The organism is Microcoleus sp. LAD1_D3 (genome assembly GCF_036702135.1).
GTDB lineage: Bacteria > Cyanobacteriota > Cyanobacteriia > Cyanobacteriales > Microcoleaceae > Microcoleus.
On the sequence record NZ_JAUBSB010000053.1, the window covers coordinates 15,382 to 39,557 of the forward strand.

Genomic DNA, 24,176 nt, shown 5'->3' on the forward strand with positions numbered 1-24,176 from the left:
ATTATCCGTTATGGTGGCGCTCCGGCAACAGAAATTCGTTATTTAACTTATTATCAGCAACGCCTTTAAGTTCGGGCACAAATTCTGTTCCTTTGAGCCTCATGCCGAGTTCAAACAGAATTTCTGCCATGTCATCTCTGGAAACTTTAACATCTCTGAGCATAGAAAAGCGGCGATCTAGCTCTTCAAAAACCTGTGTTTTCAAAGTGCGGGTTTCTTCAGATAGTCGATCTCTGGTTTGGGAGAGTTCGTTGCGAAGCGAACTGGTTTGATTGTCGATAGCTTCGTCGAGGGCTTCCACGCTGCTGGAGAATTTGCGGTTAACGCGATCGACTTGCTGGCGGATGTCTGCGCTTTCTTCTTGGGTGTTTGAGGTGAGCGATTTAACTTTTTTTTCTAAGGAATCAACCGCCGCCTTCATTTCTCCAGAAAGAACTGTTTTTACTTGTTCGATGCGAGTTTGCATATCTTGCTGCATCATCGACAAGTCGGAATCTATTTTATCGAAGCGATTATCGTATTCTCTAAGCTGCGCTCCAAAAATTATATCGCGAATCTGGTCGATATTTCCCAGCCGTTCGCGCATTTCTTCTTTAGTTATTTCGGCCATGCTTGTACCTAGAATCTCCGCAGATTGTGAGTTTAAGAACTGTGCTAGTGATTTACGACATTTGTTGGCGGCACTAGCTTTTTTGAGTGGGCGGGCTTTTATTGTTTGAACTCTCACCCCTGCGTCGGGGATGGGATATTTTAGAGTTTTGACTCTAAATATCCTGAGATTCAAATTCTTGAGCCAGGTCTTGTCACCAAAAATGGCGGTTGGCTATCCTTGGCTTGCAGCAAGCTCAGAGAAGCGTAGATTTGCTGCTATACAGGACAGCGGGGTAGGTTTTAATGTCTTGTACGGACATCTTCAATGATATCGCATCTTGACAGTGCCTCATACCACAGCGCTTGATCCCCGGCAAAAGGCGGGGGGCGCACTCCGCGTCTAATTATATATAAGATATAACTCAAAAGCTGCACCGATCGCTCGCCGATCGGCTCCGACGGATGTTTCCTCTCAACAGAAAGCACTTATACAGTCGAACTCGGCCCCTCTTTCCCTCTTTCCAAAAAAGCGTAGGGCCCGATCGACAGCGACCAGACCCAATAATATGAGAACTTTGTTTTTTCTAACAAACGAGATGTGTTTCCGGTTGAGAACTTTTACTTACTAGGGTGTACAACTTGTGCAGCTTTACTTTTAATCCGCCGCTACAACTAAGTCTCACTCGACTGCGGTTTGGCTTGACTGCTCGATCGGCAGTTCGCCACTATTCCAAGTTGTGTTCGGTTAATTTCTGCTGCGCCTCGGAATCTAGACCGGAGACACCATGCCTATATCCTCGAATTTTCTTTCTAAATATAGCGACCTCCTTTCTCTTTCTGTCCCGGTGTCTATTATTAAGTTAGCATGGCCTTTCGGAGGAGTAAAGCACTATTTGCAAAACTTGATAGGTCTTTACATTACTAAGTATAATGATATAAATATCCACATAGATGTAAGTTCTATTATTGCTACATCTTTACATACTTAACAGTTCTTGTCATGTCTATTTCTCCTAAGTTTCTCAGTGGCAGCCAAATCCGCCAAACATTCCTCGACTTTTATGCCCAGCGGGGACATAAGATGTTGCCGAGTGCTTCTTTGGTGCCCGAAGATCCGACGGTGTTGCTGACGATCGCCGGAATGCTACAATTCAAGCCGATATTTCTCGGACAGCGCACCGCCGAATCACCGCGCGCCACGACTTCTCAAAAGTGCATCCGCACCAACGACATCGAAAACGTCGGCCGCACCGCCCGCCACCACACGTTTTTTGAAATGTTGGGTAACTTCAGTTTCGGGGATTATTTCAAGAAACAGGCGATCGCCTGGGCGTGGGAACTTTCCACGGAAGTTTTCGGTTTACCAGCGTCGAATTTGGTTGTTAGCGTTTTCCGAGAAGATGACGAAGCTTTTGCGATTTGGCGCGATGAAATTGGCATTCCGGGCGATCGGATTCAGCGCATGGGAGAAGATGACAATTTCTGGCAATCCGGCCCGACTGGCCCCTGCGGCCCGTGTTCGGAGATTTACTATGATTTTCACCCAGAGAGAGGCGACAATATTGACCTCGAAGATGATACCAGGTTTATTGAATTCTACAACCTGGTTTTCATGCAGTACAATAAGGATGCAGAGGGCAATTTAACACCGCTGCAAAATCAAAATATTGATACTGGCTTGGGACTGGAACGGATGGCGCAAATCCTCCAGAAAGTCCCCAATAATTACGAAACAGATTTGATTTTTCCGATCGTTCAATCGGCGGCGGAACTGGCCGGAATTGATTACCACAATAGCGATGATAAAGTCAAGGTTTCGCTGAAAGTAATTGGCGATCACATTCGGGCTGTGGTGCACATGATTGCGGACGAAATTCGCGCGTCGAATGTCGGCCGGGGTTACATTTTGCGGCGGTTGATTCGCCGGGTGGTGCGCCACGGGCGGCTGATTGGAATTCAGGGCGAATTTACGGTGCGGGTGGCTGAAAGTGCGATCGCCCTTTCGGAAGCTGCTTATCCGAACGTGCGGCGGCGGGAAGCTCAAATTAAGGCGGAATTGGCAAGGGAAGAGGCGCAGTTTCTCAAGACTTTGGAACGCGGAGAGAAGCTTCTGGAGGAAATTGTCGATCGCACAAAACAGCAAGCAAACCAACAAATCAGCGGTCAAGATGCTTTCACTCTTTACGATACCTACGGTTTCCCCTTAGAACTGACTCAAGAAATTGCTGAGGAACAGGGAATATCTGTGGATTTGGAGGGCTTTGAAGCAGCGATGAAGGAACAGCAAACTCGCGCTAAAGATGCTCGCCAAACAATCGATTTAACCGTGCAGGGTTCTTTGGATAAGTTGGCTGAAACTATCCAAGGAACTGAGTTTGTCGGTTATGCTGAATTGTCGAGTTTAGCTGAGGTGGAAGTTATCTTGGTTGAGGGTAAATCTGTCGAGGAAGCAGCCGCCGGTACTGAGGTACAAGTTGTTTTGAACCAAACGCCGTTTTATGCTGAATCCGGCGGACAAATTGGGGATAAAGGTTATTTGAACGGCAGCATTCAGGGAGAGAATGGAGAGGGTTTGTTGGTAAGAGTTGATGATGTGAAGAAGGAATCGGATTTCTTCGTGCATTTCGGCTTTGTGGAACGGGGAACGCTGAGACTTGGCGATAGTATTACTGCGAAAATTGACAATAGCGGTCGCCGCCGAATTCAGGCTAACCACACAGCAACTCACTTATTACAATCAGCTTTGCGAAAAATTGTGGACGATTCGATTTCGCAAGCTGGTTCGCTGGTATCGTCTGAGAGATTGCGGTTTGATTTCAATTCTCCGCGCGCTGTCACAGCAGAAGAGTTGCAGAAAATTGAGGATTTAATTAATAGTTGGATTGCTGAAGCGCACGCTGCGGAAGTTGCAGAAATGCCGATCGCCCTTGCGAGAGAAAAAGGCGCGACTGCGATGTTTGGCGAGAAGTACGGCGATGTGGTGCGGGTTATCGATTTTCCCGGCGTTTCGATGGAATTGTGCGGCGGAACTCACGTCAGCAATACCGCAGAAATCGGGCTGTTTAAGATTGTTTCCGAAGCGGGGGTAGCGGCGGGAACTCGCAGGATTGAAGCGGTTTCCGGTCAAGCTGTTTTGGACTATTTGAATGTGCGCGATAAGGTGGTGCGCGATTTGGGCGATCGATTTAAGGCGAAGCCTGAAGAATTGCCGAACCGGATTACTAATTTGCAGAATGAGTTGAAGGATACTCAGAAACATTTGGCTGCTGTGAAGTCGGAATTGGCGATCGCGAAATCCGACCAGTTGCTGAGTGCGGCTGAGGATCTCGGCGAATTCAAAATCATTGTAGCTCAATTGGGAGATGTGGATACAGAAGCGCTGAAAACTGCGGCGGAAAGATTGCAGCAAAAGTTAGGAAATGCTGCGGTTGTTTTGGCATCAATTCCTGAACCGGATAAGGTAAGTTTGGTGGCTGCTTTTAGTCCTGAAGTCAATAAGAAAGGATTGCAAGCTGGCAAGTTTATCGGGGGAATTGCTCAAATTTGCGGCGGAAAAGGCGGCGGGCGGCCTAATTTGGCGCAAGCTGGGGGACGCGATGCAAGTAAGTTGCAGGAAGCGTTGGAAAGTGCTCGCAATCTGTTAGTTGAAGGGTTGGGTTAGTCTGGGTTTTCTGTAGGAAATAAAAACTCTTTGTATCTCTCGTTTATCGCCGAGTCTCGATCCCCCTAAATCCCCCTTAAGAAGGGGGACTTTGATCGGAATCTTGTCCCCCCCTTCTTTAAGGGGGGCTAGGGGGATCGGGGCCTAATCGTCAGTTCGATCGCTTCCGTCTGCCTGCCTCTCCGCAGGCTGCTACCGCATATTTTGGCCCTTACATTTGCGTTTATCCGAGTCCATCCGCCAATATCTGCGGTTAAAAACTCCCTTGATTTCCCACCACAAAAAATGTACAATTATCCAAATATGGCTAGTAAAAAATGAACGAAGAACGCCACCAAGCCTATCTCACCCTGATTCAATCTCTCCTCACCTGGGACACCGACGAACAAACCGCCATCCTGCAAGCCAATCTCGAATTATTAGACGATGATTTTGCCCGATATCTGCGAGAGTGGGCAACTCCAACTCTGGAAAACTTGGATGCAGACCAAGCATACAATCATGCTTGTATTTTATACAATTTAAATCTAAGTTTTTCAAGTCTTCAGCAAGGCAGTCGGGCAAGCAACATAGAGATTGCGATTGCTTGTTTGGATATAGGATTAACTATTTTTACTCGCGAAGGTGACTCACAAAAGTGGGCAATGTTTCAAAATAGTATAGGTATTAAATATAGTTACAGAATCAAGGGAGAACGGGGTGAGAATCTCGAAAGGGCGATCGCATTTTATGAAGCTGCTTTACAAGTTCGTACCCGCGATGCTTTTCCCCAAGATTGGGCGATGAGTCACAATAATTTGGCTGCTGCTTACAAAGATAGAATCAAGGGAGAACGGGGTGAGAATATCGAAAGGGCGATCGCATTTTATGAAGCAGCTTTACAAGTTTACACCCGCGATGCTTTTCCCCAAGATTGGGCGACGACTCACAATAATTTGGCAAATGCTTACAAAGATAGAATCAAGGGAGAACGGGGTGAGAATATCGAAAGGGCGATCGCACTTTATGAAGCAGCTTTACAAGTTTACACCCGCGATGCTTTTCCCCAACAATGGGCGATGACTCAAAATAATTTGGGAGAAGCTTACAGAAATAGAATCAAAGGTGAACGGGGTGAGAATATCGAAAGGGCGATCGCATTTTATGCAGCAGCTAGTGAAGTTTACACCCGCCCTGCTTTCCCGCAACAATGGGCGATGACTCACAATAATTTGGCAAATGCTTACAAAGATAGAATCAAAGGAGAACGGGGTGAGAATATCGAAAAGGCGATCCAAGTTTTTAAAGCATCTTTACAAGTTTGCACTCCCACCGCTTTGCCAATTGACTGTCTGAAAACAGGCCGAAATCTAGGCAATTTAGGATTTGCAGAAAGTTTGTGGGAAACAGCCATATTCGGCTACGAAAAAGCCATTGAAGCAGTCGAACAAAGCCGCGAGTGGATAACATCCGACAAACGCAAACGAGAAATCATCGAACAAAATCTCAACATCTACGAAAAAATGATGCAATCCTGCATCAATCACCAACAATATGACAAAGCCCTGCAAACAATTGAACGCAGCAAATCCCGCTACCTAGTCGAACTCTTCACCAACAGCGAAATCTACCCCAAAACAGCCACCGACACCGAGAAACAGCAACTCCAAAACCTGCGCCGCCAAATCGGCGCCTCCCAACAATTCCTAGAAACAGAAACCCCATCTCCTCCCCCTCTTTCTCCCCCCCTTACCAACGGGGGACTGGGGGGGGTTCCCGAAGACTCTCCCTCACAACGCACAACCCAAACCCGCAGCCTCAGCCCCGAATATTTCCAACAACAAAAAGCCAAATTAGAAACAACATCACAGCAACTAACACAACTGCTGGAACAAATAAAACAGCGAGAACCAGAATTCTCCCTAACTCAAAAAGTCGAACCCATCGACATCACCAAATTCCAACAAACCTTAGACACCGAAACAGCAATCATAGAATGGTACATCGGCAATAACTCCAACTCCGATGATAGCTGGGGCGGATCAGCCTTCATCATCACCCGCGACAGCATAAAACCACTCACATATAGCACAACCGAAATAGCCGACTTAGAAACCTGGAAAAACAACTATCTCGACGAATACCGCAACAAAAACACCAACACAACCTGGCAAAAAACCCTATCCCAAAAACTCCAAAAACTCTCAGAAATCCTGCGACTAAACGAGATAATCGCCCACATCCCCCCCAACTGCAAACAACTAATCCTAGTACCCCACCGCTACCTGCACCTATTCCCCCTCCACGCCCTACAATTCACCTCAGAAACCCGATTTAAACAAAAAACCAACTTTCGCGGCTACCTCCTCGACAGCTTCCCCGCAGGCGTGAAATACGCCCCCAGCTTGCAACTGCTGGAACTCGTAAAAAATCGCATCACCACCAGAAACTCCCCCCCACCAAATCAGCAACAACTATTCGCCCTCCAGAATCCCACCGAAGACTTATTCAACGCCGACATGGAAGTAGAAACCATCAAAACCAGATTCAATCCGCATCAAATTTTACTCAAAAAACAAGCCACAAAAACCGCCCTCAACGAAAACCGAGAAAACCTCTCAAACGCCAACTACCTGCACTTTTCCTGTCACGGCGTATTCAACTTTGACAATCCGCTGCTGTCATCCCTAGTCTTAGCCGATTCCCTGGAACCATTACCCCCCAAATCCGTAGGGGCGGTGCCCCCGTGCCCGCCCGAACCCCCGCCCCCAGAGTCAAATCATCCCGCTGAAAAACAGCGCTATGTCACCCTACGCAGCGGCAGAAAAGCCATCCCAGAAAAATGCCTCACCCTGCGAGAAATCTTTGCCGAATTGCAGTTACCGCAGTGCAGTCTCGTCACACTTTCCGCCTGCGAAACCGGGTTAACCACCTCAACCGCAATGACCGATGAATACATTGGTTTACCCAGCGGTTTTTTGTATGCGGGTAGCATGAATGTTGTCAGCAGTCTGTGGGCTGTCGATGATTTTGCCACCGCAATTTTAATGATTAAATTTTATCAGGAATTGCCGGAGGCAGATTCAGTAGCCATCGCTTTGAATACGGCGCAAAACTGGATGCGCGGAGTGAGTATGGAGGATTTGCGAGTTTGGGTAAGATTGTTAAATTTAGATAAAAAATCTAGAGAAAGTGTGGAATTGTGGTTAGTGTGTTCGAGTGAGGAACAGCCGTTCCGCGATCCGAAATATTGGGCAGCATTCTGTGCGACGGGATATTAAGTTAGGTGTGCCATCATGATTTTGTAGGGGCGGGTTTTACAAACAATATATAACGATGACCAACAATCTAGATAAACCCGCCTCCCACCACCAATAACCCAAATCAACCTGAAATTTGCATCGAATGTTAAAATGTAGATGATGATTTTTCGTTTGGTGGGGGCGGGTTTGAAAGATTGTCGATTTCAGGCAATTATTGTTGGTGAAGCCCGCCCCTACAAAATTATATTTTTAAATCCCCGGAGTAATTACAATGGAACCAGACAAAGTTATCACTATCTTTCTCAAATGGCTGCACGAAAATCCGAGTATCTTCCTGCCGACAGCATGGAAAAAATTACCCCAATTAGAGGAAGAGATAGCAGAATCCGCAGATGATGAATTGTTTCCCATTGCTTTTACTATCAGCAAGTGGTGTGGCAAGAATGGATTGGGAGAACAATTAAGAGATTGTCTGCGAAAAGATTTCGACGATGCGGGCGAACCCACCCCAAGTACAACACGGCCACTAATCAATATCACTCAAACTCTGCGTACAAGCATTGAAGATAGCTACAAAAAACTTCAAGAAATCGCAGCAAATAATCAATCAGAAACCAGCAATGACTCAAAGTAGCAAAATCTATGCCCCCAACGTCTATTTATTTGCTTTTCACCTCTGCAACGCCATAGAATCAGAGTTTAATTCCCCTGTGGAATCCGCCAGTCTGTGGCAGAAGTGCGATGAGATTTTGCAAACTAAATTAGCAGTCAGTACAAAATTTAATGACAGCTATTTGCACAAAAAAGAGGAACCTGTCGGCTTCCGAGTTAACCTGATTAATAAACAATTTGTTGGCAACCGCAATTCTCTACCCTTTGATAAGGAGATTTCGGTTGAAAATCAGCAAATTCCTGTCAAGGGCTTTGCCCAACCGCTGCGAATTGAGGACAGCTATGCCCTGGGTTTAAAAATTTTTGTTCCCGAAAAAGTTAACGGCATTAAAACACCTGCTGTCGATGTTAGCATCTTCAAGGAATTTAATCCCGATAACTGCTTGATGCCGGATTTTGTGCAGAGTTATTTCGGGCAAACTCTGCTGCTTACAGCTTGGCTGAGTGTAGAACAAAATCAGGCGGCGCGGGCAGATTCGCAGTTTCTCCAAGCTTTAGGCAAACAGTGTCTGGAAAAGTTGATTTCTGGTCAAAATCTGCCGGATTTTTACCGTCAAGGCGAATTGTTCGGCAGTCCGATTTTGGAGTATGGTAATCCGAGTCAGCCCGATAGTTACTGTCACGTTATTATCTGGTTTTTCAACAGTTCCGCAACTGATGAAATCTGGGATGAGACGCGGTACAGCGATTTTATGGATTTGTTTTTGTACCGAAATAAGATTCTTCGCGCTTATCACGACAGCCGCAAGCTTTACGCCGTGACTCGCGAGGAATACAAACAAATTGAACTGGATATTGACAATACTTTTAAGTATTTGCAGCGAGATAAAGCTCAGCAGAGGCCATCGAAAGGTGCGGGTTTAAAGGAGGAGGAATTAAAATATCTGGAAACTCAGATGATTGAGATGCCGCCTCGGGCTGTGAAGTATGCCCGAATGCTGATTGATTTGGAGTTTCGCCAAAATACGATCGCCATTAACGCCCAAAATTACCAAGATAAATTAAATCAAATAAGTCTTGACATCAAAGCAGCTAAAAAGTACAATGATAGTGATGCCGATTTAAGTTTCCTCGCAACATTCAGCAAAGAAACTTGCCCGCAGTTTCAAAGGCAGATTCAAGCAGATTTAGGCTATTTCAAACACGGTTCGGGCTTGCTAGACCAAGCAACCGAGGCAATTAGAGCTATTGTGGCGATCGAAGAAGCTTATCGGGATGCGAAACTAGAGGTAACGATTCAAGCTGTCGGCTTTGGTTTGGGAGTAGCCGGAGTGGTGGCTGGAAGTGCTCCTTATTTAATTAAACAAGACCCGCCGAATCAAATGGTTGCTTTGCCTTTGCTGAAGGTGGGAATTAATTCTTTTGCCTTCGTATTGTTGATTAGTATCGGTGCCGGGGCTCTAGTTTGGGGTGGGGTTTTGTTACTGGCCAATGGCAAGAATCTACTAGGTAAGTTCAAGAATCTACTAAATAGAAATAAACAGTTGCCCCCCCAATAATCTCGGTTCCGGGCGGGCAAATCACCCGCCCCAGAAAAAGATTAGCCTTAATATTGAGGTACAGATGGGTCTACTTCTTCACTCCAAGCAGTAATTCCGCCCTTAACATTAATCCCCTCAATTCCAGCTTCCTTCAAAATCCCCAAAGCCTTCGCAGAGCGCCCGCCCATTTTGCAGTGTGCAATCAAGCGGTGTCCGTTCAACAATTCCTTGACCTTGGCGACACCTTCGCCGTGTTCGATATCCGGCAAAGGAACCAAAACCGACCCAGGAATTTGAGCAATTTGATACTCGTTGGGATTGCGAACATCTAACAATACAAAATCCTTCGCACCGCTGTCGATTAACTCCTTAAGTTCTGCGACAGTCATCTCAGAAATTTGCTGTTGTTCTTGCGCTTCCTGCGCTTTAGCTTGAGGAATGCCGCAGAATTGTTCGTAATCGATTAACTTTTCAATTACCGGACGCACTGGATTAGGCCGCAGTTTCAATTGCCGGAACGTCATATCTAAGGCATTGTAAAGCAACAGTCTGCCGCTCAAAGTTGTGCCTTGACCCAAGATAATTTTGATAGCTTCCGTTGCTTGGATAGAACCAACAACTCCGCACAAAACGCCTAAAACGCCGCCTTCGGCACAAGAAGGAACCATCCCAGGAGGCGGGGGTTCCGGGTACAAATCGCGGTAATTCGGGCCGCCTTCGTAGTTGAAAACTGTTGCTTGCCCTTCAAATCGGAAGATGGAACCGTAGACGTTGGGCTTGTTTAAAAGCACGCAAACGTCGTTCATCAAATAGCGAGTCGGGAAGTTGTCCGTGCCGTCGATAATGATATCGTAAGGAGTGGCAATGTCGATCGCATTTTCGGAACTAACGCGAGTTTCGTACAAATCAACTTGACAAAAAGGATTAATTTCTAAAATCCGATTTTTAGCCGACTCAATCTTCGGTTTCCCAACCCAAGAAGTGCCGTGAATTACTTGCCGCTGCAAATTGGAATGGTCAACAATATCAAAGTCTACAATCCCAATGCGGCCAACACCGGCGGCTGCTAAATAAAGCAGCAGCGGCGAACCGAGGCCTCCCGTACCGATGCAGAGCACGCTGGCAGCTTTGAGACGCTTTTGCCCATCCAATCCAACTTCTGGCAGGATCAGGTGGCGAGAGTAGCGTTCGTATTCTTGTTTGTTGAGCTGGATCTCGTCCAGATTAGGATTTAGCATGATATTGTGTGTAGCGCAGATTTTGAATTACATCCTATCTGAATCTTTCGCATTTTTACCTGTTTGTTATTTTTACTAATTATTTCTTAATCTCAGTCGGTTCCACTAGGCGAATTTCCTCTGCTTGAAAGTTCCCCTCTCCGTCAAGACTCCAACTGCGGATGTCTTCTGAACAGCCTTGTCTGACGGAGACAATAATATAAGAGTATTGGGCCCAGGCCAATGTCCGATCGCACTCTGAGGGCACTGCGGGACAATCCGTGTGAGAATGATATATACCGATAATATCCAGAGTGCGATCACGCCCATGCTTCATCGCCCGCAACATATCTTCGGGCTTTATAGCATATCTTCGTGTTTCTGTCAATCCTTTTTGTTCCGGCCAATTCTCCTCAGCTTCCACACTCCAAGCATTGTCAGTCGGCCAAACTTCTACCACAGTTTTAACATCGCCAGTAACTCGACCGAGCAACAAACCGCAGCATTCTTCAGGATAAGCGCTTTCGGCGTGGGTGCGGATGGATAAAATTTGAGAGTCGGAAAGTGCGATCGGCTGCATAGGATTTTATTGTAGATTTTATTGTAGTTTTTTTTTTAAAGTGCGATCGGGCTTTTTTTTAAACGAACCGCGAAGACGCAAAGGACACGTTCGGCGAAGCCGTTCCCGAAGGGTAGGAAGACAAGAGAAGGCAAGAGAAAGAACTCAAAAAAGTAACATAATTAATTACCTCACTTACAGATCTAAACGTTAGATTTTTCCAATATTTCTCACTCCTTTTCTCTGTGTCCTCTGCGCCCTCTGCGGTTCGCAAAAAAAGTGAATGTAGGGTGCGCTATTGGCGCGCACCTTATCCCTTAGTTAATGTAGCTATCTAGCCCTCAATTGAAATCAAGAGGGAGTTTGCTGCAACTCAGGGCGTTCCTCTGGAACGATCGCACCTTCGACAGGACACACCTGCAAACAAATACCGCAGTCAATACAGGTATCAAAATCAATCCAAAACCAATCAGTACCCTTGACATTTTTGCCGGGGCCGGGGTGAATGCAAGCAACCGGACAAGCACCGACGCAATCAGCAATTCCCTCGCAAATATTCGTAACAATAGTGTGTGCCATAGTGTTCTCTCAAAAGATTTTACTTAGAGCGGGAATTAGCAATTAGTAATTGGCAAAACCTGATCTCACTCAGCAGGATACATAATATCATATCTGGTGATTTTTAACCAATTACCAACTACTAATTACCACTTACCAATTCGCCTAATTTACCGTTTCAATTGTTGGCAATCCTTCGGCATTTACCCAAGCAATTTGAGTAATTCGTCGATCGCGCGCGTATTCCCGCGCCGCCTCCTCCGTCTCCCGACTCTCCAAATCTATTTCTACCCGAACTAGGTGAGTAGACTCTCGGAGTTGGCGGGCATAATCAAAGGCCGCCGCCCCAGCTTCAGGAGTTAGAGGCACAACCAACCATTCGCTAGCTGGCGTCTCCGTGGGCAATTGCCCCTCGGTCAGCAAAACTTGGTGCAAATCTTCAATATTCAGACAAAACCCGATGCCGGGGGAATTTTGCCCTTGGGGGTCGAACAGTCCCAACAGTTGGTCGTAGCGTCCCCCTTGTCCTAAAACTCGCTGTCCTGTCTTGCTGCTGCTGACAACTTCAAACACAATTCCAGTGTAGTAGTCAAATGTTTGAATTAAACTCAAATCGAGGTGAATGTGGGATTTTAGATTGGGAATTTTTGACTGGCATTGGTGCAGCAATTCGATCGCCGATTTGAGATTATTTAACGCGGCTTGCTGCGGCAAATCTAAATCTAGTTTGGCAACAATTGGCAACACATCTTCTGGGCGGCCGCGCAAGTCAAATAATAGCAGTGCTCTTTCTCGCAATTCGGTTGACAGCGGCAAAGTTTCCAAGGCAATTCGATCGAGATTGGCGATCGCCCCCCGAACTTTTTGGCGCACGTTTGGCGGAAACGGTTCTAGCAATGTTGCTGTCAAGCCCGCTTCTCCCAAAACCAAATGCCACTCATCAATTTCCAAGCTCTGCAAGCACTCAGACAGCAGCAGCAGCACTTCCGCATCCGCAACCGTCCCCCCCGCGCCGAGGAGCTCTACCCCAGCTTGATAGAACTCCTGTTGCCCGCCTGAGCCAGTATCTGGGCCTTTGCGGAACACGTTAGCGTTGTAGTAGAGGCGCTGAGGCTGCCAGCGAGTCCCGGCCATCCGCATTGCAGCCGCGCGGGCGATGGATGCTGTCAATTCCGGCCGCAAACCAAGTTCTCCATCCTCGGCGTCTTGCAGTTGAATTAAGGTCGATCGGTCGATCGCGCCCCCAGCCATCAAAGTTTCCAGCCTTTCTAGAGTAGAGGTAATAATCCGGTGATAGCCCCAGCGGTGAAAAACCTGCTGTAAGCGCCGTTCGATCGAAATTTTTTGAGCAACGTCAAGGGGCAATAAATCTCTTGCGCCGGATGGGGGTTGGTGAACCATATCAATTTTAGATTTTAGACTTTAGATTTTAGATTGGGCTTAAAAGCTTAGGGCGTGTTCTCAAACCCAGAATTGCCTTAAATTGTAGGTTGGGTTCGTTCCACGGGCCCAACCTACCGAAGAGTTTGAAAACACGCCCTAGGCTTTAGGGGACGGTGTTAAAGTCGAACCAGGCAAGCTTAACATTCGACTTTAACAAATTAAGGTGTCACCAAGTATTGATTTTTTTACTCGATCTCACTCGACTGCTGTGCAGTTCACCACTTTCTCAATATCCAAGACTCACAACTCACAACTTCTCACTTCTTCTTGCCGCCAAACAAACTTGCAAAAAATCCTGGTTTATCATCACCTTTTTTGGCTTTGGCGGAAGCTTGTTCCAGCTTTTTCTTAACCTCCAAAGCCGTCGGTTCTTCAGGATTTGATGCCAAAGCTTTGTTCATCTCAAGTTTTGCCATTGTGGCTTGATTTTGTTCAAGGTAACACATTGCTAACATACCGTGGGTCTTGCTGTGTTTTGGATCGCGCTTCAGGCCTTCCCTCAACTCCAAACTTGCTTTAGCGTAATTTTTGCTGTCCATAAATCCTTGAGCTCGGCGGCAATAGGGTTCGGCCTGCGAGTCTGGACGCGGAGGTGGAGTTGGGGTTGGGGTTGGGGTTGGAGTTGGAGTTGGGGTTGGGGTTGCATCTTTTATTGGGGTTCCATCTTTTATGGATGAACCGGGTGCAACCGCACCACCACCCATGCGCTCTTTTCGCAGCAGGTAAACCATGTTGAGTTCGCTAATTTGATCGATCGCCTCTTGCGTTTCCTTAACTGATTCGTACTGCTTGAGAGCGAGTTTGCTAACTGCTGTTTTGTAAGCTTCTTCCCAATTTTGAGCGGTAGCTAACTGTTTGGCTGCTGCGCTTTCAATTTGCATTTTTGCCTGTTCTTTAACGACGCGCTTGCCGATGGCTGCTAATAGCAGGCTGTATTCTTTGCGATCGCTTTCCTTAGAGAATTTGTTGTAGGCAGGATTGACTACTTTTGACAAAAATTGGTTAGCCCAATCTTTATCGGCTTGGCTTTCAAAAGAGCAAGTATCCGAATGCAACCGGCGGGCGATTTTCATGTAGCGCTTGCGGATGTCGTTAAACTCGGCGTCTAAGGGAATTCCCAAAATTGCGTGCTGATCTGTAAAATCATACTTGAACAGCCCTTTTGTCATTTCAAAAGACATAACTTTTACTCTTCCTTTCCTGGCTTTTCACTATTCTTTAATGTAGCTTGAGTCAAGGGGTTGTGACCCCCGTACTACCCCCGATCTATTGCTCGGAGGCGCTACTTCCAAGAAGATAAGGGAGGAACTGCTAGCAGTGCGCTGCTGAGTTCGGCGTGTATTTTGCCGTTTGTGGCCAAAATCCGACCTGAGTTCATCTCAAAGCCACTACCGTCATAAGCTGTAATTTGACCTCCGGCTTCGGAGACGATGACTACACCGGCTGCTACGTCCCAAGGCGCGAGTCCCCGTTCCCAGTATCCGTCCGATCGCCCCATCGCGAGGTGTGCGAGGTCTAGGGATGCGGAACCGCTGCGCCGCACGCCTTGGGTGAGGTGGGTGAGATGACAGAATTCGGCATAATTATTGTCTGCTGTTTCGCGCCGATCGTATGCAAAGCCAGTGACTAGCAAGCTGGTTCTCAATTCTGGGATTTGGGAAACTTTGATCGGTGATCGGTTGCAGGTTGCTCCCAATCCTTTGCCTGCCCGAAATAATTCGTTATGAAAAGGGTCGTAAATTACTCCAATTTGTGGTATGCCGTCGATTAAAAGTCCGATCGACACGGCCCAAAAAGGATATTGGTGAGCATAATTGGTTGTGCCGTCCAAAGGGTCGATCGCCCACAGGTATTTGCTGCTAGCATCCCCTAATTTGCCGGATTCTTCGGCGAGGATGGCGTGGTCGGCTACGTGGCGGCCGAGAATTTCTAAGATAACCGCTTCAGAGGCTTTGTCGGCTTCTGTGACTAAATCGCCCGATCGACCTTTTTCTTGAATTTTTTCTAATTTTCCGCAGAAAGATTGCAGGACGGAACCGGCGGCTAGGGCTGCTTCGGTGGCTATTTCTAAGAAGTTTTGCAGTTGATTGTCAGTCATTTGTTAGTTGTTTTAGCAGAAGGCAGAAGGAAGAAGGAAGAAGGAAGAAGGAAGAAGGAAGAGGAAGTACGAACCGCGAAGACGCGTTAGCGAAGCGGCGCGTAAGCGCTAGGACACGAAGGAAGAGGGAAGAGGGAAGAGGGAAAAGGGAAGAATGAAATCATTGCTCATTAGTTGTTAGTTATAACTGAGGAGTTTTTAGTCATTGACTAATGACTAATGACTACTGACTACTGACTATTTCCGATTTTGCTGGCGAAATTCTGCGGGAGTTTGGCGCAAAGCTCGTTCTGGATTCCACAAGCCTTTACCCATGAGTCTCGCCCATTCTTGAGCGTTGATGAGTCGCTGCTGATATTTGGTGTTGGGCGATCGCACTGAGGCCAGGGCATAACCTTCTTTGACTAGCTGTTCGTTGAGCAAATTTTTATCTTGCCACAAGTAGGCTAGTTTGCGATCGAACTGGTCTTTCTCTTCGATGTCTGATTCTAACAATACCTGTTTTCCCCCAATTAGCTGTTCTAGTCTTTGTTTGGCTGCTTCTCCCCAAGGCTGCTGTTTTAAATCCGGCGCATCAATACCAATTAGCCTGATTTGTTCTAATAAGGCTATTTTGTTGGCTGTACTGATAACTTCGATTGTTTGCCCGCTGATGGCCCTTTCTACTTTGGCGATCGTACCTTGGGGCGTTTCTGGTTTTTGGCAGCTAGCTAACAACAGACAAAGGGCGATCGCAAATAACCGATAAAGCATGGATAATTGGTAGTTGATTATTTATCAAATTGCCTTATTCTTCATCCAACGGCAAACCGGCTTTAACTTTACCTTTGCCGAAGTAACGACCGAATTGCAGTTCGTACACTTCGTCTTCGTCTTGTGTCTCTACCTCGATGTTGGAACGGGGATAGCTGACGCACAGCAGGGCATAACCTTCTTTTTGCAGTTCCACAGAAAGCCCCATTGCTTCTGGCTGGTGCAGTTCCCCCGACTTGACGCGCACCGCACAGGCGGTACAAGCGCCGTTGCGGCAGGAAAATGGCAATTCTACTCCTTGGTTTTCGGCGCTTTGGAGGATGTAGCGGTCTTCGGGTACTCGCACGGTGTGGCGATCGCCTGTCTGTCTGTTATGAATTTTAATTGTGTAAGAGTTAGTCATGGAATTTTAGATTTTAGATTTTAGATAGGGGTTGGCGGGGCAAGATCCTTGAAATGAATGGGTTTGCGACCCCGGAAGGAGAACCCAAGCCTGCCCGTTTCACACCCTACCCATATTAAACAGCAAATTTATGCCGTTACCCCTTCCCAAATCAGATTTGTTCTGCTAAGATAGTTTAGCTGTGGCTAAATGAATTAATTTAGCCCTGGAGAGGTGGCCGAGCGGTTGAAGGCGCACGCCTGGAAAGTGTGTTTAGGGCAACTTAACGAGGGTTCGAATCCCTCCCTCTCCGTTAAACAAGCTGTTTAGGCAAAAAAAACAGCTTGCAAACAAAATCTGTGATCAGAGATAAATACTTTGATTATAGCGAGATCCCTTGAATTCTTTTAGAAAAATCAAGGGATCTCGCTTTTCAATGTTTGAGTGTAAATTACGGGCGATCGAACCGAGAATAAACGCCCAGATATATAGAAATCCTAAATCATTTGTGAATTTCTTACTTCCTCCCCGCGGGTTCGGGGAGGGTTGGGGTGGGGTAAAAAATTTATGACTCATTTAGGATTGCTATAGAGGTAATTTATATCGAACTTAGCATCAGCGAGATTTGCCCCTCTGAACGAAGTACCCTCAGCATTTCCAATCTCTCGAACAATAGCGGAGAAAGACACAAACGCAAACCAAAGATACAGCAGCGAGAGCAAACCGAAACACATACCCCAAAACAGTTTGTGAGTGCTCAGAAAAGCGCTCGCCGTTGCACTGAACAAAAAAGCCGCTGCGTAAGTCGCCACACTTCCAGCCGATGCGATCGCAACCTGTGCAAATTGGCTACGAATCCGGGAATTCACAAAAAACATTAACACCCCGCCGATCGCCATTCCAGCAATAGCAGCCTGGGAATTATTATTAGTTGCAGTGCCAGCATAGAAAAATCCCAACAAAGCTCCTGATAGAATAGCAGAAATTGTTCGTGCCAATCTACCCGCTTTTGAGGTTTTTGGCTGTTTGCTGGCGATCGCCGATGCTAAACCAGCAGCGCTCAAAACCCCGTACAGCAACACAACAAAAGGCCAACTGGGAGAGTCCGGTACTTGTCCTTGGGTTCCCAAAATCAGTCGAGTCAGAACATCGCCCACAACCAAACAAATCGCGATCGCCCCACCACTCAAAACAGCTATCTGTCGCCGAGAAATCCCGATTTTCGCACCCATAAAATTCGCACCCGCTAACTGAGCATTTCTAAAATTGCAGCCTCGAACATCCGCACCGCTGAAATCAGCACCGTTAATAACTTGTCCTTGGAACGATCGATTTCGTAAATCTTGATTGCTAAAATTATTGGAATCCGAATACTTCATATTAGTAGAGGATGCTGGAAAATATATAAATCAGTCCGTGTTTCCGTCCCCAACCTCAAATCTAAAATGGTATGACTTATCGGCCCACTATTAAACAAATTTGGCAGATTCTCGGTCTCGGAATATTGCTCGCACCAATACTACTCTATAACATTCCCTACTTTTTGCGTCCCGAACAAACAAGCGAAGCCCGATCGCTCTTTCAAGGAATAGCCTACCGCAGGGAATTTCGGACTAATCCGCGTCCCACCCTAATTCACATTGTTAGCATCGACCTAAAAGCGCCGGGAATAGGAATTTTTGTCACTCCCGGAAACCCAACACCCGATTTAACAGAAACCAATGCCCGCACCGCTACTGAATTCCTGAAAGAATTTAAATTGCAATTAGCAGTCAACGGCAATTTTTTTTATCCCTGCATCGAGAAAGCACCTTGGGATTACTATCCCCGCAGTGGCGATCGAGTAAATAATGTCGGACAGGCCATTGCCAAAAACCAAGCTTATTCTCAACCAGATCCAGGCTTTCCCGCCCTTTGTTTTGATGCCAAAAACCGCGCTCAAATAATCGAAAACGGCACTTGTTCTGCGGGAAAAGCCTATGCAGTTGCCGGAGATAATTTGCTGGTAAAAAATGGCAAACCCGTCGCACAAAGTCAGGAAGAACGCAAACAGGATAAACCATATCCCCGTGCAGTGGCGGCGATCGACAAAACAGGCGACAAGTTGTGGTTAATTCTGGTAGACGGCAAGCAGAGGCTTTACAGTGAAGGGCTGAAGTTGAGCGAAATAACTGAGATTTCGATGCAGTTAGGAGCCGAGACCGTGCTAAATTTAGATGGCGGCGGGTCGGTAACTTTTGCAGTAGAATCGCCGTCAGGAGCGAAACTGTTGAATGCTCCGATTCAGAATAAAATCCCCATGCAGGAACGTCCACTTTCCAATCATTTGGGATTTTATGCGCGGGATAATTAGGGGTAAAAATTGCATTTTTATCTCAGATAATAGAGGTTAAAAGTGATTATATTGTCCCCGGCACCCAAGCCGCTAATTGTAAACACTCAGCGCTTAAAACCACTTATATACAAACAAACTATGCCTCCGCTGACTCAAATAAAGAGGGCACGTATTGCACAGATTACTACCAAATTTTGCTTAAATACCCGATATTTTTATTTGTCACTCTCGGCTAAAATTTTGTTTGTTTAGCACTAATTTAAATCGCCGAATTTGATATTAAACCCAGCGTTAATTAACCATTGAACGGTTTAATAATAAGTTAAGATAACGGATTTCGAGGTTAGTTATAAACAACTAAACTTTTTATAAAAAATTATATGGGAGCCTTGTGGTTTTTATTCACCATTATAACGAATCATTACATATTTAGGACTAGCGGGTGTTGAAGTTTGAGGCTCTAAATTTGCAGACATAATCTAATCACTGAATTTTTTTTAATCTGCCCAAAATCCGGGAATTTTTGCTAAAATTGTAAAGAAACGTAACAAAAATATATAATTGGCTTATGAAAATTAGCGAAATCCAAGCAGCGCTGCAAAGTTCGGATTCTCAAGAGAGGCTGCGGGGGGTAACGGCTCTGAGAAAGTGCGATTCTGCGGTGGCGCTACCGATGTTGCTGAGCAAAGTGGACGATCAGGAGTTTATCGTGCGATCGTGTGTGGCGATGGGATTGCGGCAGATTCAAACTGCGGAAGCTTTTGCCGCGCTGTTAAAAATGATGCAGTTCGATCGCGATCCGAACGTGCGAGCAGAAGCCGCTAACTCTTTGTCAAGGTTCGGAACCGAGGCAATTTCTCATTTAGTGGAAGCTTTTCGCCGCGATGACAATTGGCTCGTCCGCCGCAGTATCATGGCTCCGCTGTACGAAATGCAGTGTCCTGATGAAGTATTTGACATTTGTGCGATCGGTCTTGGCGGCGAAGATTTACCAGTTCAGGAAGCAGCAATTGACGGATTGGGTCTGCTGGCAAATACCCCGAAGCAAGAACAGGCATTGCAGCAATTATTACCTCTAGTAAGTTCGGATAACTGGGGAATTCGGCTGCGAGTTGCTCGCGCGCTGAGCAAATTTGACAATCCTCAAGCTGGCGCTGCTGTGAGCTATTTGGCAAAAGATCGAGATCATCGGGTTGCAGGTGCGACTTTGGAAGCTTCGCTTTAAAACAACGGCTTACAAGCTCGACTGCGCTATCTGCGGTATCTTGCCGAAAAAACCCCTGGTCAGGAAATGTTCAGGCGGTTCTAGGGGGAGGAATGGATCGAAGAATACATTCACGGCTTTTTGTTAAATTGGGAACGCAAGCTGGCACAATTGGTAAGTAACAAGAATTAATTTTAATACAAGCTTCAGCCACTATACTAATAAGTGTAGGTTGGCATGAGGAAAATGCCAATGGTCAAAAAAAATCGCAATGTAGTTAGTTCCAATTCAGAAAGTAAAGTCAAAGTCGGACTTTCGCTGACTTCTTCTAGTGCCGATCGATTAAATGTGATCGCTCGCAAGCTCGGAATATCAAGGTCGGAACTCCTAGAACGCTTGGCACAAGGCGCTCTGGATATTTCTAAGGACAAGACGGAAGTTACTGTCACTTGGAAAAAAGGTGAAGAAACGGAGGTAGAGGCCCCCGACTTGCAAGGGGAAACAGCCGAAGAAAGCGAAATTAATGACGCTGTAACGGCAGAAACTCTATCGGACTCGGTGAGCGTACAGCCAAATCCGCTGCAAGAAAGTTACGAAAGTTTACAGCAGCAGTTGAGTGAACGCGAAAGTTCGATCGCTTCTTTGCAGCAGCAACTCGCTACCGAAAAGCAAAATCTCGAAAGCCAACAGCAGGAAACAGTAGCAAAGTCAAGTTACGAAAGTTTACAGCAGCAGTTGAGTGAACGCGAAAGTTCGATCGCTTCTTTGCAGCAGCAATTAGCTACCGAAAAGCAAAATCTCGAAAGCCAATTAGCCGAAACAGTAGCGAAGTCAAGTTACGAAAGTTTACATCAGCAGTTGAGTGAACGCGAAAGTTTGATCGCTTCTTTGCAGCAGCAATTCGCCGAAAGAGAACACCGGGAACCCGAGTTTCAGCAACAGCTAGCCGAAAAATCTAGTGCTCTGGAATCTTTGCAGCAGCAATTCGCCGAAAAATCCGGTGCTCTGGAATCTTTGCAGCAGCAATTCGCCGAAAGAGAACACCGGGAACACGAGTTTCAGCAACAGCTAGCCGAAAAATCTAGTGCTCTGGAATCTTTGCAGCAGCAATTCGCCACCGAAAAGCAAAATCTCGAAAACCAATTCCAGGAAAGCGTGTCGAAGTCGAGTTACGAATCTTTGCAGCACGAGTTAGCAGAAAAGTCAAGTGCGATCGGCGACTTCCAAGTTCAACTAACCAAGTTGCACTCTCTAGAAAATCAATTGAGCCAGAGTGCGGCGATACAGCGAAATTACGACGCTTTGCAGCAACAGTCTCAAGAACAGCTAAGAACCATCAAAGCTTTACGGGAACAGCTAGCTCAAATGCAGGCTGTGGCTGGGATTGGCGAAGCTTATCTCAACAAGTGGCGCCGTTCCTGATTCTCTCATCAGCACGCCACACTCTAACGCTCCGGGTGCACCCGGAGCACTTTACCCCTAAAACGTCCTCTAAACTCGGCCTCCTTCCTCTTGTAGCGATAGATTTCAACCTGTCGCTACAAGAGCTTTTTATTGCAAAATATGAGCATACTATTAAGAAATATTACAATAAATAAATTTATGACAGGCGATCGCACCCCTTTGGGCAAATCCAGTCCAGCAGACACTAAGGGCCGCGTCACGGTAATTGGAGGCGGAATCGGCGGGCTCACAGCAGCCGCCCTGCTAGCCCGCAGAGGATATAAAGTGCTAGTCTTAGACCAGGCGATCGTCCCCGGAGGATGCGCTTCCACCTTCAAACGCAAAGGCTTTACCTTCGATGTCGGGGCCACGCAGGTTGCAGGATTGGAACCTGGAGGCATTCACCACCGAATTTTCTCAGAATTAGACATAGAACTTCCTGCTGCCACACCCTGCGATCCCGCTTGTGCAGTGTTTTTGCCAGGAGAAACCACACCGATTAGCGTGTGGCGAGATCCGCAAAAGTGGCAGGAAGAAAGGCAGCGGCAGTTTCCTGGAAGCGAAGCTTTTTGGCAATTATTGTCTGCATTGTTCAAAGCTAGCTGGAACTTTCAGGGGCGCGATCCAGTTTTACCGCCCAGAAACTTATGGGATTTCTGGCAATTAATTCAAGCTGTTCGGCCCGATACTCTAATTACTTTGCCTTTCACTTTTATGACAGTGGGAGATGCTTTGCGGCTTTGTGGGCTGGGCGACAATTTGCGCTTGAAAACTTTTCTGGATTTGCAGTTAAAATTGTATTCTCAAGTTGATACCGAAGAAACGGCGCTACTTTACGCGGCAACGGCTTTAGGAGTTTCGCAAGCGCCGCAGGGATTGTATCATCTACAAGGAAGTATGCAGGTATTGAGCGATCAACTTGTAGGGGCGATCGAACTCTACGGCGGCAAAGTCCTGTTGCGACACACAGTTGAAAGTATTGTCACCGCCAACGGCAAAGCCACCGGTACAGTGATTCGCAATCAAAAAAGCGGCGAAGTTTGGACAGAAACTGCCGATCGCATTGTTGCCAACGTGACCGCGCAAAATTTAGTAAAATTGTTGTCAAGCGAGCAGATTGTCGGAAATTTAACAGAGAATTTATCCGTTAAATCAAAGACTTCAAAGACAAAAAACCAACTCCCAAATCAAATGGCAGGCTACAAATATCGAGTAGATAAATTGCCGCCCGCATCCGGTGCTTTCGTGATATATTTGGGAGTACATGAAAGCGCAATTCCAGAAAATTGTCCGCCGCACCTTCAGTTTCTCTACGATTACGACGGCGAGATTGGGGAGAATAATTCATTATTTGTTTCTGTCAGCCATCCGGGTGATGGCCGAGCACCAAAAGGCATGGCGACAATTATCGCTTCGTCATTTACCGATACTCGAATGTGGTGGAATTCGGCTGATTATGAAGGATTGAAGCAAAAATATACCGCAGGGGCGATCGCCCGTTTGAGCGAATATTTCAATTTGACGCCAGAGTCGATCGTACACCAAGAAGCCGCCACACCCCGCACCTTTGCCCGCTACACAGCGAGAGATAGAGGCGTTGTGGGTGGCCTCGGCCAGCGAATACCAACCTTCGGGCCCTTCGGATTTGCCAACCGCACACCAATTAAAAACTTGTGGTTAGTGGGCGACTCCACCCATCCGGGAGAAGGAACTGCCGGTGTTTCCTATTCTGCTTTAACAGTAGTGCGGCAAATGGAAGCAGAATTTTGATGATTGGGTAATCAGCCCAGCCGCATCTAAATCTTATAGTCAAGTTTGATGAAATTCTTGTGGGGAGTAGGGGTTGGGCGTCTCGCCCGCCCAAAAAGACAATTTAGATGTCCAAGAGCTGATCGTGTTCGGTAAAATAACCGCTATAGGTTTGTAGAAGACTAAAGTCCTCCAAAAAGCTGAGGACTTTAGTCCTCTACAAACCTGATATCAAATTAACCGAAAAAACCTCAGTCTGCACCAGCAAACTGAGGTTTCATAGCGACAGGTTTCAACCTGTCAACTACATTCTCTGACTACTTGATAGAAATCTTTGCGCCCACAGCTTCAAGCTGTTTCTTCATTTCTTCAGCAGCTTCCTTAGCAATAGCTTCCTTAACTGCCTTCGGTGCGGCTTCTACCAAGTCTTTTGCTTCCTTCAGACCCAGACCAGTAATGGCGCGGACTTCCTTCAGAATTGCGATTTTCTTGTCAGCAGGAACTTCTTCCAGCATGACAGTAAACTCGGTTTGCTCTTCTACTGGTTCAGCAGCAGCAGCAGCAGGGCCGCCCATCATCATCATGCCGCCTACAGGAGCAGCAGCGCTGACGCCGAAAGCTTCTTCAATTTGCTTGACCAATTCAGATGCTTCGAGCAAAGTCAAAGACTTAAGTTTGTCCAAGATTTCATCAGTTGCAGTAGACATTTTTTGAACTCCTAGTTCGATTGTAGATTGTGGATTGTGGATTGTGGATTGCTCATTAATTATGAGTTTCTCGTCTCCAGT

Annotated in this window: 19 protein-coding genes and 1 tRNA gene; 9 read left to right on the plus strand and 11 right to left on the minus strand. The window is 46.5% G+C overall.

What is annotated here, in order from left to right:
• Position 1 precedes the first annotated feature (1 nt).
• Complete coding sequence (locus QUA74_RS23165) at positions 2–610, minus strand: hypothetical protein (RefSeq protein ID WP_333333870.1); 609 nt, start codon at positions 608–610, stop codon at positions 2–4.
• Between the two features lie 981 nt (positions 611–1,591).
• Between QUA74_RS23165 and alaS the strand changes: the two genes are divergently transcribed.
• From alaS to QUA74_RS23185, 4 genes are all read left to right on the plus strand, one after another.
• The gene (alaS, locus tag QUA74_RS23170) at positions 1,592–4,252 is read left to right on the plus strand and encodes an alanine--tRNA ligase (RefSeq protein ID WP_333333872.1); all 2,661 of its coding nucleotides are present in this window, start codon (positions 1,592–1,594) and stop codon (positions 4,250–4,252) included.
• Positions 4,253–4,569: 317 nt separating this feature from the next.
• Entirely contained in the window at positions 4,570–7,512 is a 2,943-nt protein-coding gene (locus tag QUA74_RS23175) for a CHAT domain-containing protein (RefSeq protein WP_333333874.1), read from the plus strand.
• 253 nt (positions 7,513–7,765) lie between these two features.
• On the plus strand, positions 7,766–8,128 hold the full coding sequence (locus QUA74_RS23180) for a hypothetical protein (RefSeq protein WP_333333876.1): 363 nt from the start codon (positions 7,766–7,768) through the stop codon (positions 8,126–8,128).
• Positions 8,115–9,665 carry a hypothetical protein gene (locus QUA74_RS23185; protein WP_333333878.1) on the plus strand — a complete coding sequence of 517 codons (1,551 nt, stop codon included), beginning with the start codon at positions 8,115–8,117 and terminating at the stop codon, positions 9,663–9,665. Before QUA74_RS23180 ends, QUA74_RS23185 begins: the two co-directional genes overlap by 14 nt.
• 47 nt (positions 9,666–9,712) lie before the next feature.
• Here the strand turns inward: QUA74_RS23185 and moeB are convergent, their stop codons facing one another.
• The 8 genes from moeB to QUA74_RS23225 all read right to left on the minus strand — a co-directional run bounded on the left by moeB (position 9,713) and on the right by QUA74_RS23225 (position 16,678).
• Complete coding sequence (gene moeB / locus QUA74_RS23190) at positions 9,713–10,885, minus strand: molybdopterin-synthase adenylyltransferase MoeB (RefSeq protein WP_333333880.1); 1,173 nt, start codon at positions 10,883–10,885, stop codon at positions 9,713–9,715.
• 79 nt (positions 10,886–10,964) lie between these two features.
• Complete coding sequence (locus tag QUA74_RS23195) at positions 10,965–11,444, minus strand: M67 family metallopeptidase (protein WP_333333882.1); 480 nt, start codon at positions 11,442–11,444, stop codon at positions 10,965–10,967.
• Positions 11,445–11,774: 330 nt separating this feature from the next.
• The gene (locus tag QUA74_RS23200; RefSeq protein ID WP_333333884.1) at positions 11,775–12,002 is read right to left on the minus strand and encodes a ferredoxin family protein; all 228 of its coding nucleotides are present in this window, start codon (positions 12,000–12,002) and stop codon (positions 11,775–11,777) included.
• 144 nt (positions 12,003–12,146) lie between these two features.
• Positions 12,147–13,382 carry an ATP phosphoribosyltransferase regulatory subunit gene (locus QUA74_RS23205; RefSeq protein WP_333333885.1) on the minus strand — a complete coding sequence of 412 codons (1,236 nt, stop codon included), beginning with the start codon at positions 13,380–13,382 and terminating at the stop codon, positions 12,147–12,149.
• Positions 13,383–13,681: 299 nt separating this feature from the next.
• A complete protein-coding gene (locus QUA74_RS23210; RefSeq protein ID WP_333333887.1) occupies positions 13,682–14,605 on the minus strand; it encodes a DnaJ domain-containing protein in 924 nt (307 codons plus the stop codon).
• Between the two features lie 101 nt (positions 14,606–14,706).
• Positions 14,707–15,522 (minus strand): inositol monophosphatase family protein, encoded by an 816-nt coding sequence (locus QUA74_RS23215; protein ID WP_333333889.1) that lies wholly within the window; start codon positions 15,520–15,522, stop codon positions 14,707–14,709.
• A gap of 237 nt (positions 15,523–15,759) precedes the next feature.
• Positions 15,760–16,275 carry a thermonuclease family protein gene (locus QUA74_RS23220; RefSeq protein WP_333333892.1) on the minus strand — a complete coding sequence of 172 codons (516 nt, stop codon included), beginning with the start codon at positions 16,273–16,275 and terminating at the stop codon, positions 15,760–15,762.
• A 34-nt stretch (positions 16,276–16,309) separates the two neighbouring features.
• A complete protein-coding gene (locus QUA74_RS23225; protein ID WP_242721298.1) occupies positions 16,310–16,678 on the minus strand; it encodes a 2Fe-2S iron-sulfur cluster-binding protein in 369 nt (122 codons plus the stop codon).
• 207 nt (positions 16,679–16,885) lie between these two features.
• Between QUA74_RS23225 and QUA74_RS23230 the strand changes: the two genes are divergently transcribed.
• A tRNA-Ser gene (locus QUA74_RS23230) sits at positions 16,886–16,970 on the plus strand.
• 259 nt (positions 16,971–17,229) lie between these two features.
• Here QUA74_RS23230 and QUA74_RS23235 read toward each other — a convergent pair.
• Positions 17,230–18,036 (minus strand): pentapeptide repeat-containing protein, encoded by an 807-nt coding sequence (locus QUA74_RS23235; RefSeq protein WP_333333894.1) that lies wholly within the window; start codon positions 18,034–18,036, stop codon positions 17,230–17,232.
• Positions 18,037–18,107: 71 nt separating this feature from the next.
• Here QUA74_RS23235 and QUA74_RS23240 point away from each other — a divergent pair, with 71 nt between their 5' ends.
• The 4 genes from QUA74_RS23240 (at position 18,108) to QUA74_RS23255 (ending at position 23,409) form a co-directional block, all read left to right on the plus strand.
• The gene (locus QUA74_RS23240; RefSeq protein ID WP_333333896.1) at positions 18,108–19,010 is read left to right on the plus strand and encodes a phosphodiester glycosidase family protein; all 903 of its coding nucleotides are present in this window, start codon (positions 18,108–18,110) and stop codon (positions 19,008–19,010) included.
• Positions 19,011–19,560: 550 nt separating this feature from the next.
• A complete protein-coding gene (locus QUA74_RS23245; protein ID WP_333333898.1) occupies positions 19,561–20,217 on the plus strand; it encodes a HEAT repeat domain-containing protein in 657 nt (218 codons plus the stop codon).
• Between the two features lie 231 nt (positions 20,218–20,448).
• The gene (locus tag QUA74_RS23250; protein WP_333333900.1) at positions 20,449–21,618 is read left to right on the plus strand and encodes a ribbon-helix-helix protein, CopG family; all 1,170 of its coding nucleotides are present in this window, start codon (positions 20,449–20,451) and stop codon (positions 21,616–21,618) included.
• A 180-nt stretch (positions 21,619–21,798) separates the two neighbouring features.
• Positions 21,799–23,409 (plus strand): FAD-dependent oxidoreductase, encoded by a 1,611-nt coding sequence (locus tag QUA74_RS23255; RefSeq protein ID WP_333333902.1) that lies wholly within the window; start codon positions 21,799–21,801, stop codon positions 23,407–23,409.
• A 296-nt stretch (positions 23,410–23,705) separates the two neighbouring features.
• Here the strand turns inward: QUA74_RS23255 and rplL are convergent, their stop codons facing one another.
• Entirely contained in the window at positions 23,706–24,095 is a 390-nt protein-coding gene (rplL, locus tag QUA74_RS23260; RefSeq protein ID WP_333333904.1) for a 50S ribosomal protein L7/L12, read from the minus strand.
• Positions 24,096–24,176: the final 81 nt, after the last annotated feature.

Coding starts and splice junctions, on each gene's coding strand:
- QUA74_RS23165 (WP_333333870.1), bottom strand. CDS start 610: ATGGCCGAAATAACTAAAGAAGAAATGCGCGAACGGCTGGGAAATATC.
- alaS (WP_333333872.1), top strand. CDS start 1,592: ATGTCTATTTCTCCTAAGTTTCTCAGTGGCAGCCAAATCCGCCAAACA.
- QUA74_RS23175 (WP_333333874.1), top strand. CDS start 4,570: ATGAACGAAGAACGCCACCAAGCCTATCTCACCCTGATTCAATCTCTC.
- QUA74_RS23180 (WP_333333876.1), top strand. CDS start 7,766: ATGGAACCAGACAAAGTTATCACTATCTTTCTCAAATGGCTGCACGAA.
- QUA74_RS23185 (WP_333333878.1), top strand. CDS start 8,115: ATGACTCAAAGTAGCAAAATCTATGCCCCCAACGTCTATTTATTTGCT.
- moeB (WP_333333880.1), bottom strand. CDS start 10,885: ATGCTAAATCCTAATCTGGACGAGATCCAGCTCAACAAACAAGAATAC.
- QUA74_RS23195 (WP_333333882.1), bottom strand. CDS start 11,444: ATGCAGCCGATCGCACTTTCCGACTCTCAAATTTTATCCATCCGCACC.
- QUA74_RS23200 (WP_333333884.1), bottom strand. CDS start 12,002: ATGGCACACACTATTGTTACGAATATTTGCGAGGGAATTGCTGATTGC.
- QUA74_RS23205 (WP_333333885.1), bottom strand. CDS start 13,382: ATGGTTCACCAACCCCCATCCGGCGCAAGAGATTTATTGCCCCTTGAC.
- QUA74_RS23210 (WP_333333887.1), bottom strand. CDS start 14,605: ATGTCTTTTGAAATGACAAAAGGGCTGTTCAAGTATGATTTTACAGAT.
- QUA74_RS23215 (WP_333333889.1), bottom strand. CDS start 15,522: ATGACTGACAATCAACTGCAAAACTTCTTAGAAATAGCCACCGAAGCA.
- QUA74_RS23220 (WP_333333892.1), bottom strand. CDS start 16,275: ATGCTTTATCGGTTATTTGCGATCGCCCTTTGTCTGTTGTTAGCTAGC.
- QUA74_RS23225 (WP_242721298.1), bottom strand. CDS start 16,678: ATGACTAACTCTTACACAATTAAAATTCATAACAGACAGACAGGCGAT.
- QUA74_RS23235 (WP_333333894.1), bottom strand. CDS start 18,036: ATGAAGTATTCGGATTCCAATAATTTTAGCAATCAAGATTTACGAAAT.
- QUA74_RS23240 (WP_333333896.1), top strand. CDS start 18,108: ATGACTTATCGGCCCACTATTAAACAAATTTGGCAGATTCTCGGTCTC.
- QUA74_RS23245 (WP_333333898.1), top strand. CDS start 19,561: ATGAAAATTAGCGAAATCCAAGCAGCGCTGCAAAGTTCGGATTCTCAA.
- QUA74_RS23250 (WP_333333900.1), top strand. CDS start 20,449: ATGGTCAAAAAAAATCGCAATGTAGTTAGTTCCAATTCAGAAAGTAAA.
- QUA74_RS23255 (WP_333333902.1), top strand. CDS start 21,799: ATGACAGGCGATCGCACCCCTTTGGGCAAATCCAGTCCAGCAGACACT.
- rplL (WP_333333904.1), bottom strand. CDS start 24,095: ATGTCTACTGCAACTGATGAAATCTTGGACAAACTTAAGTCTTTGACT.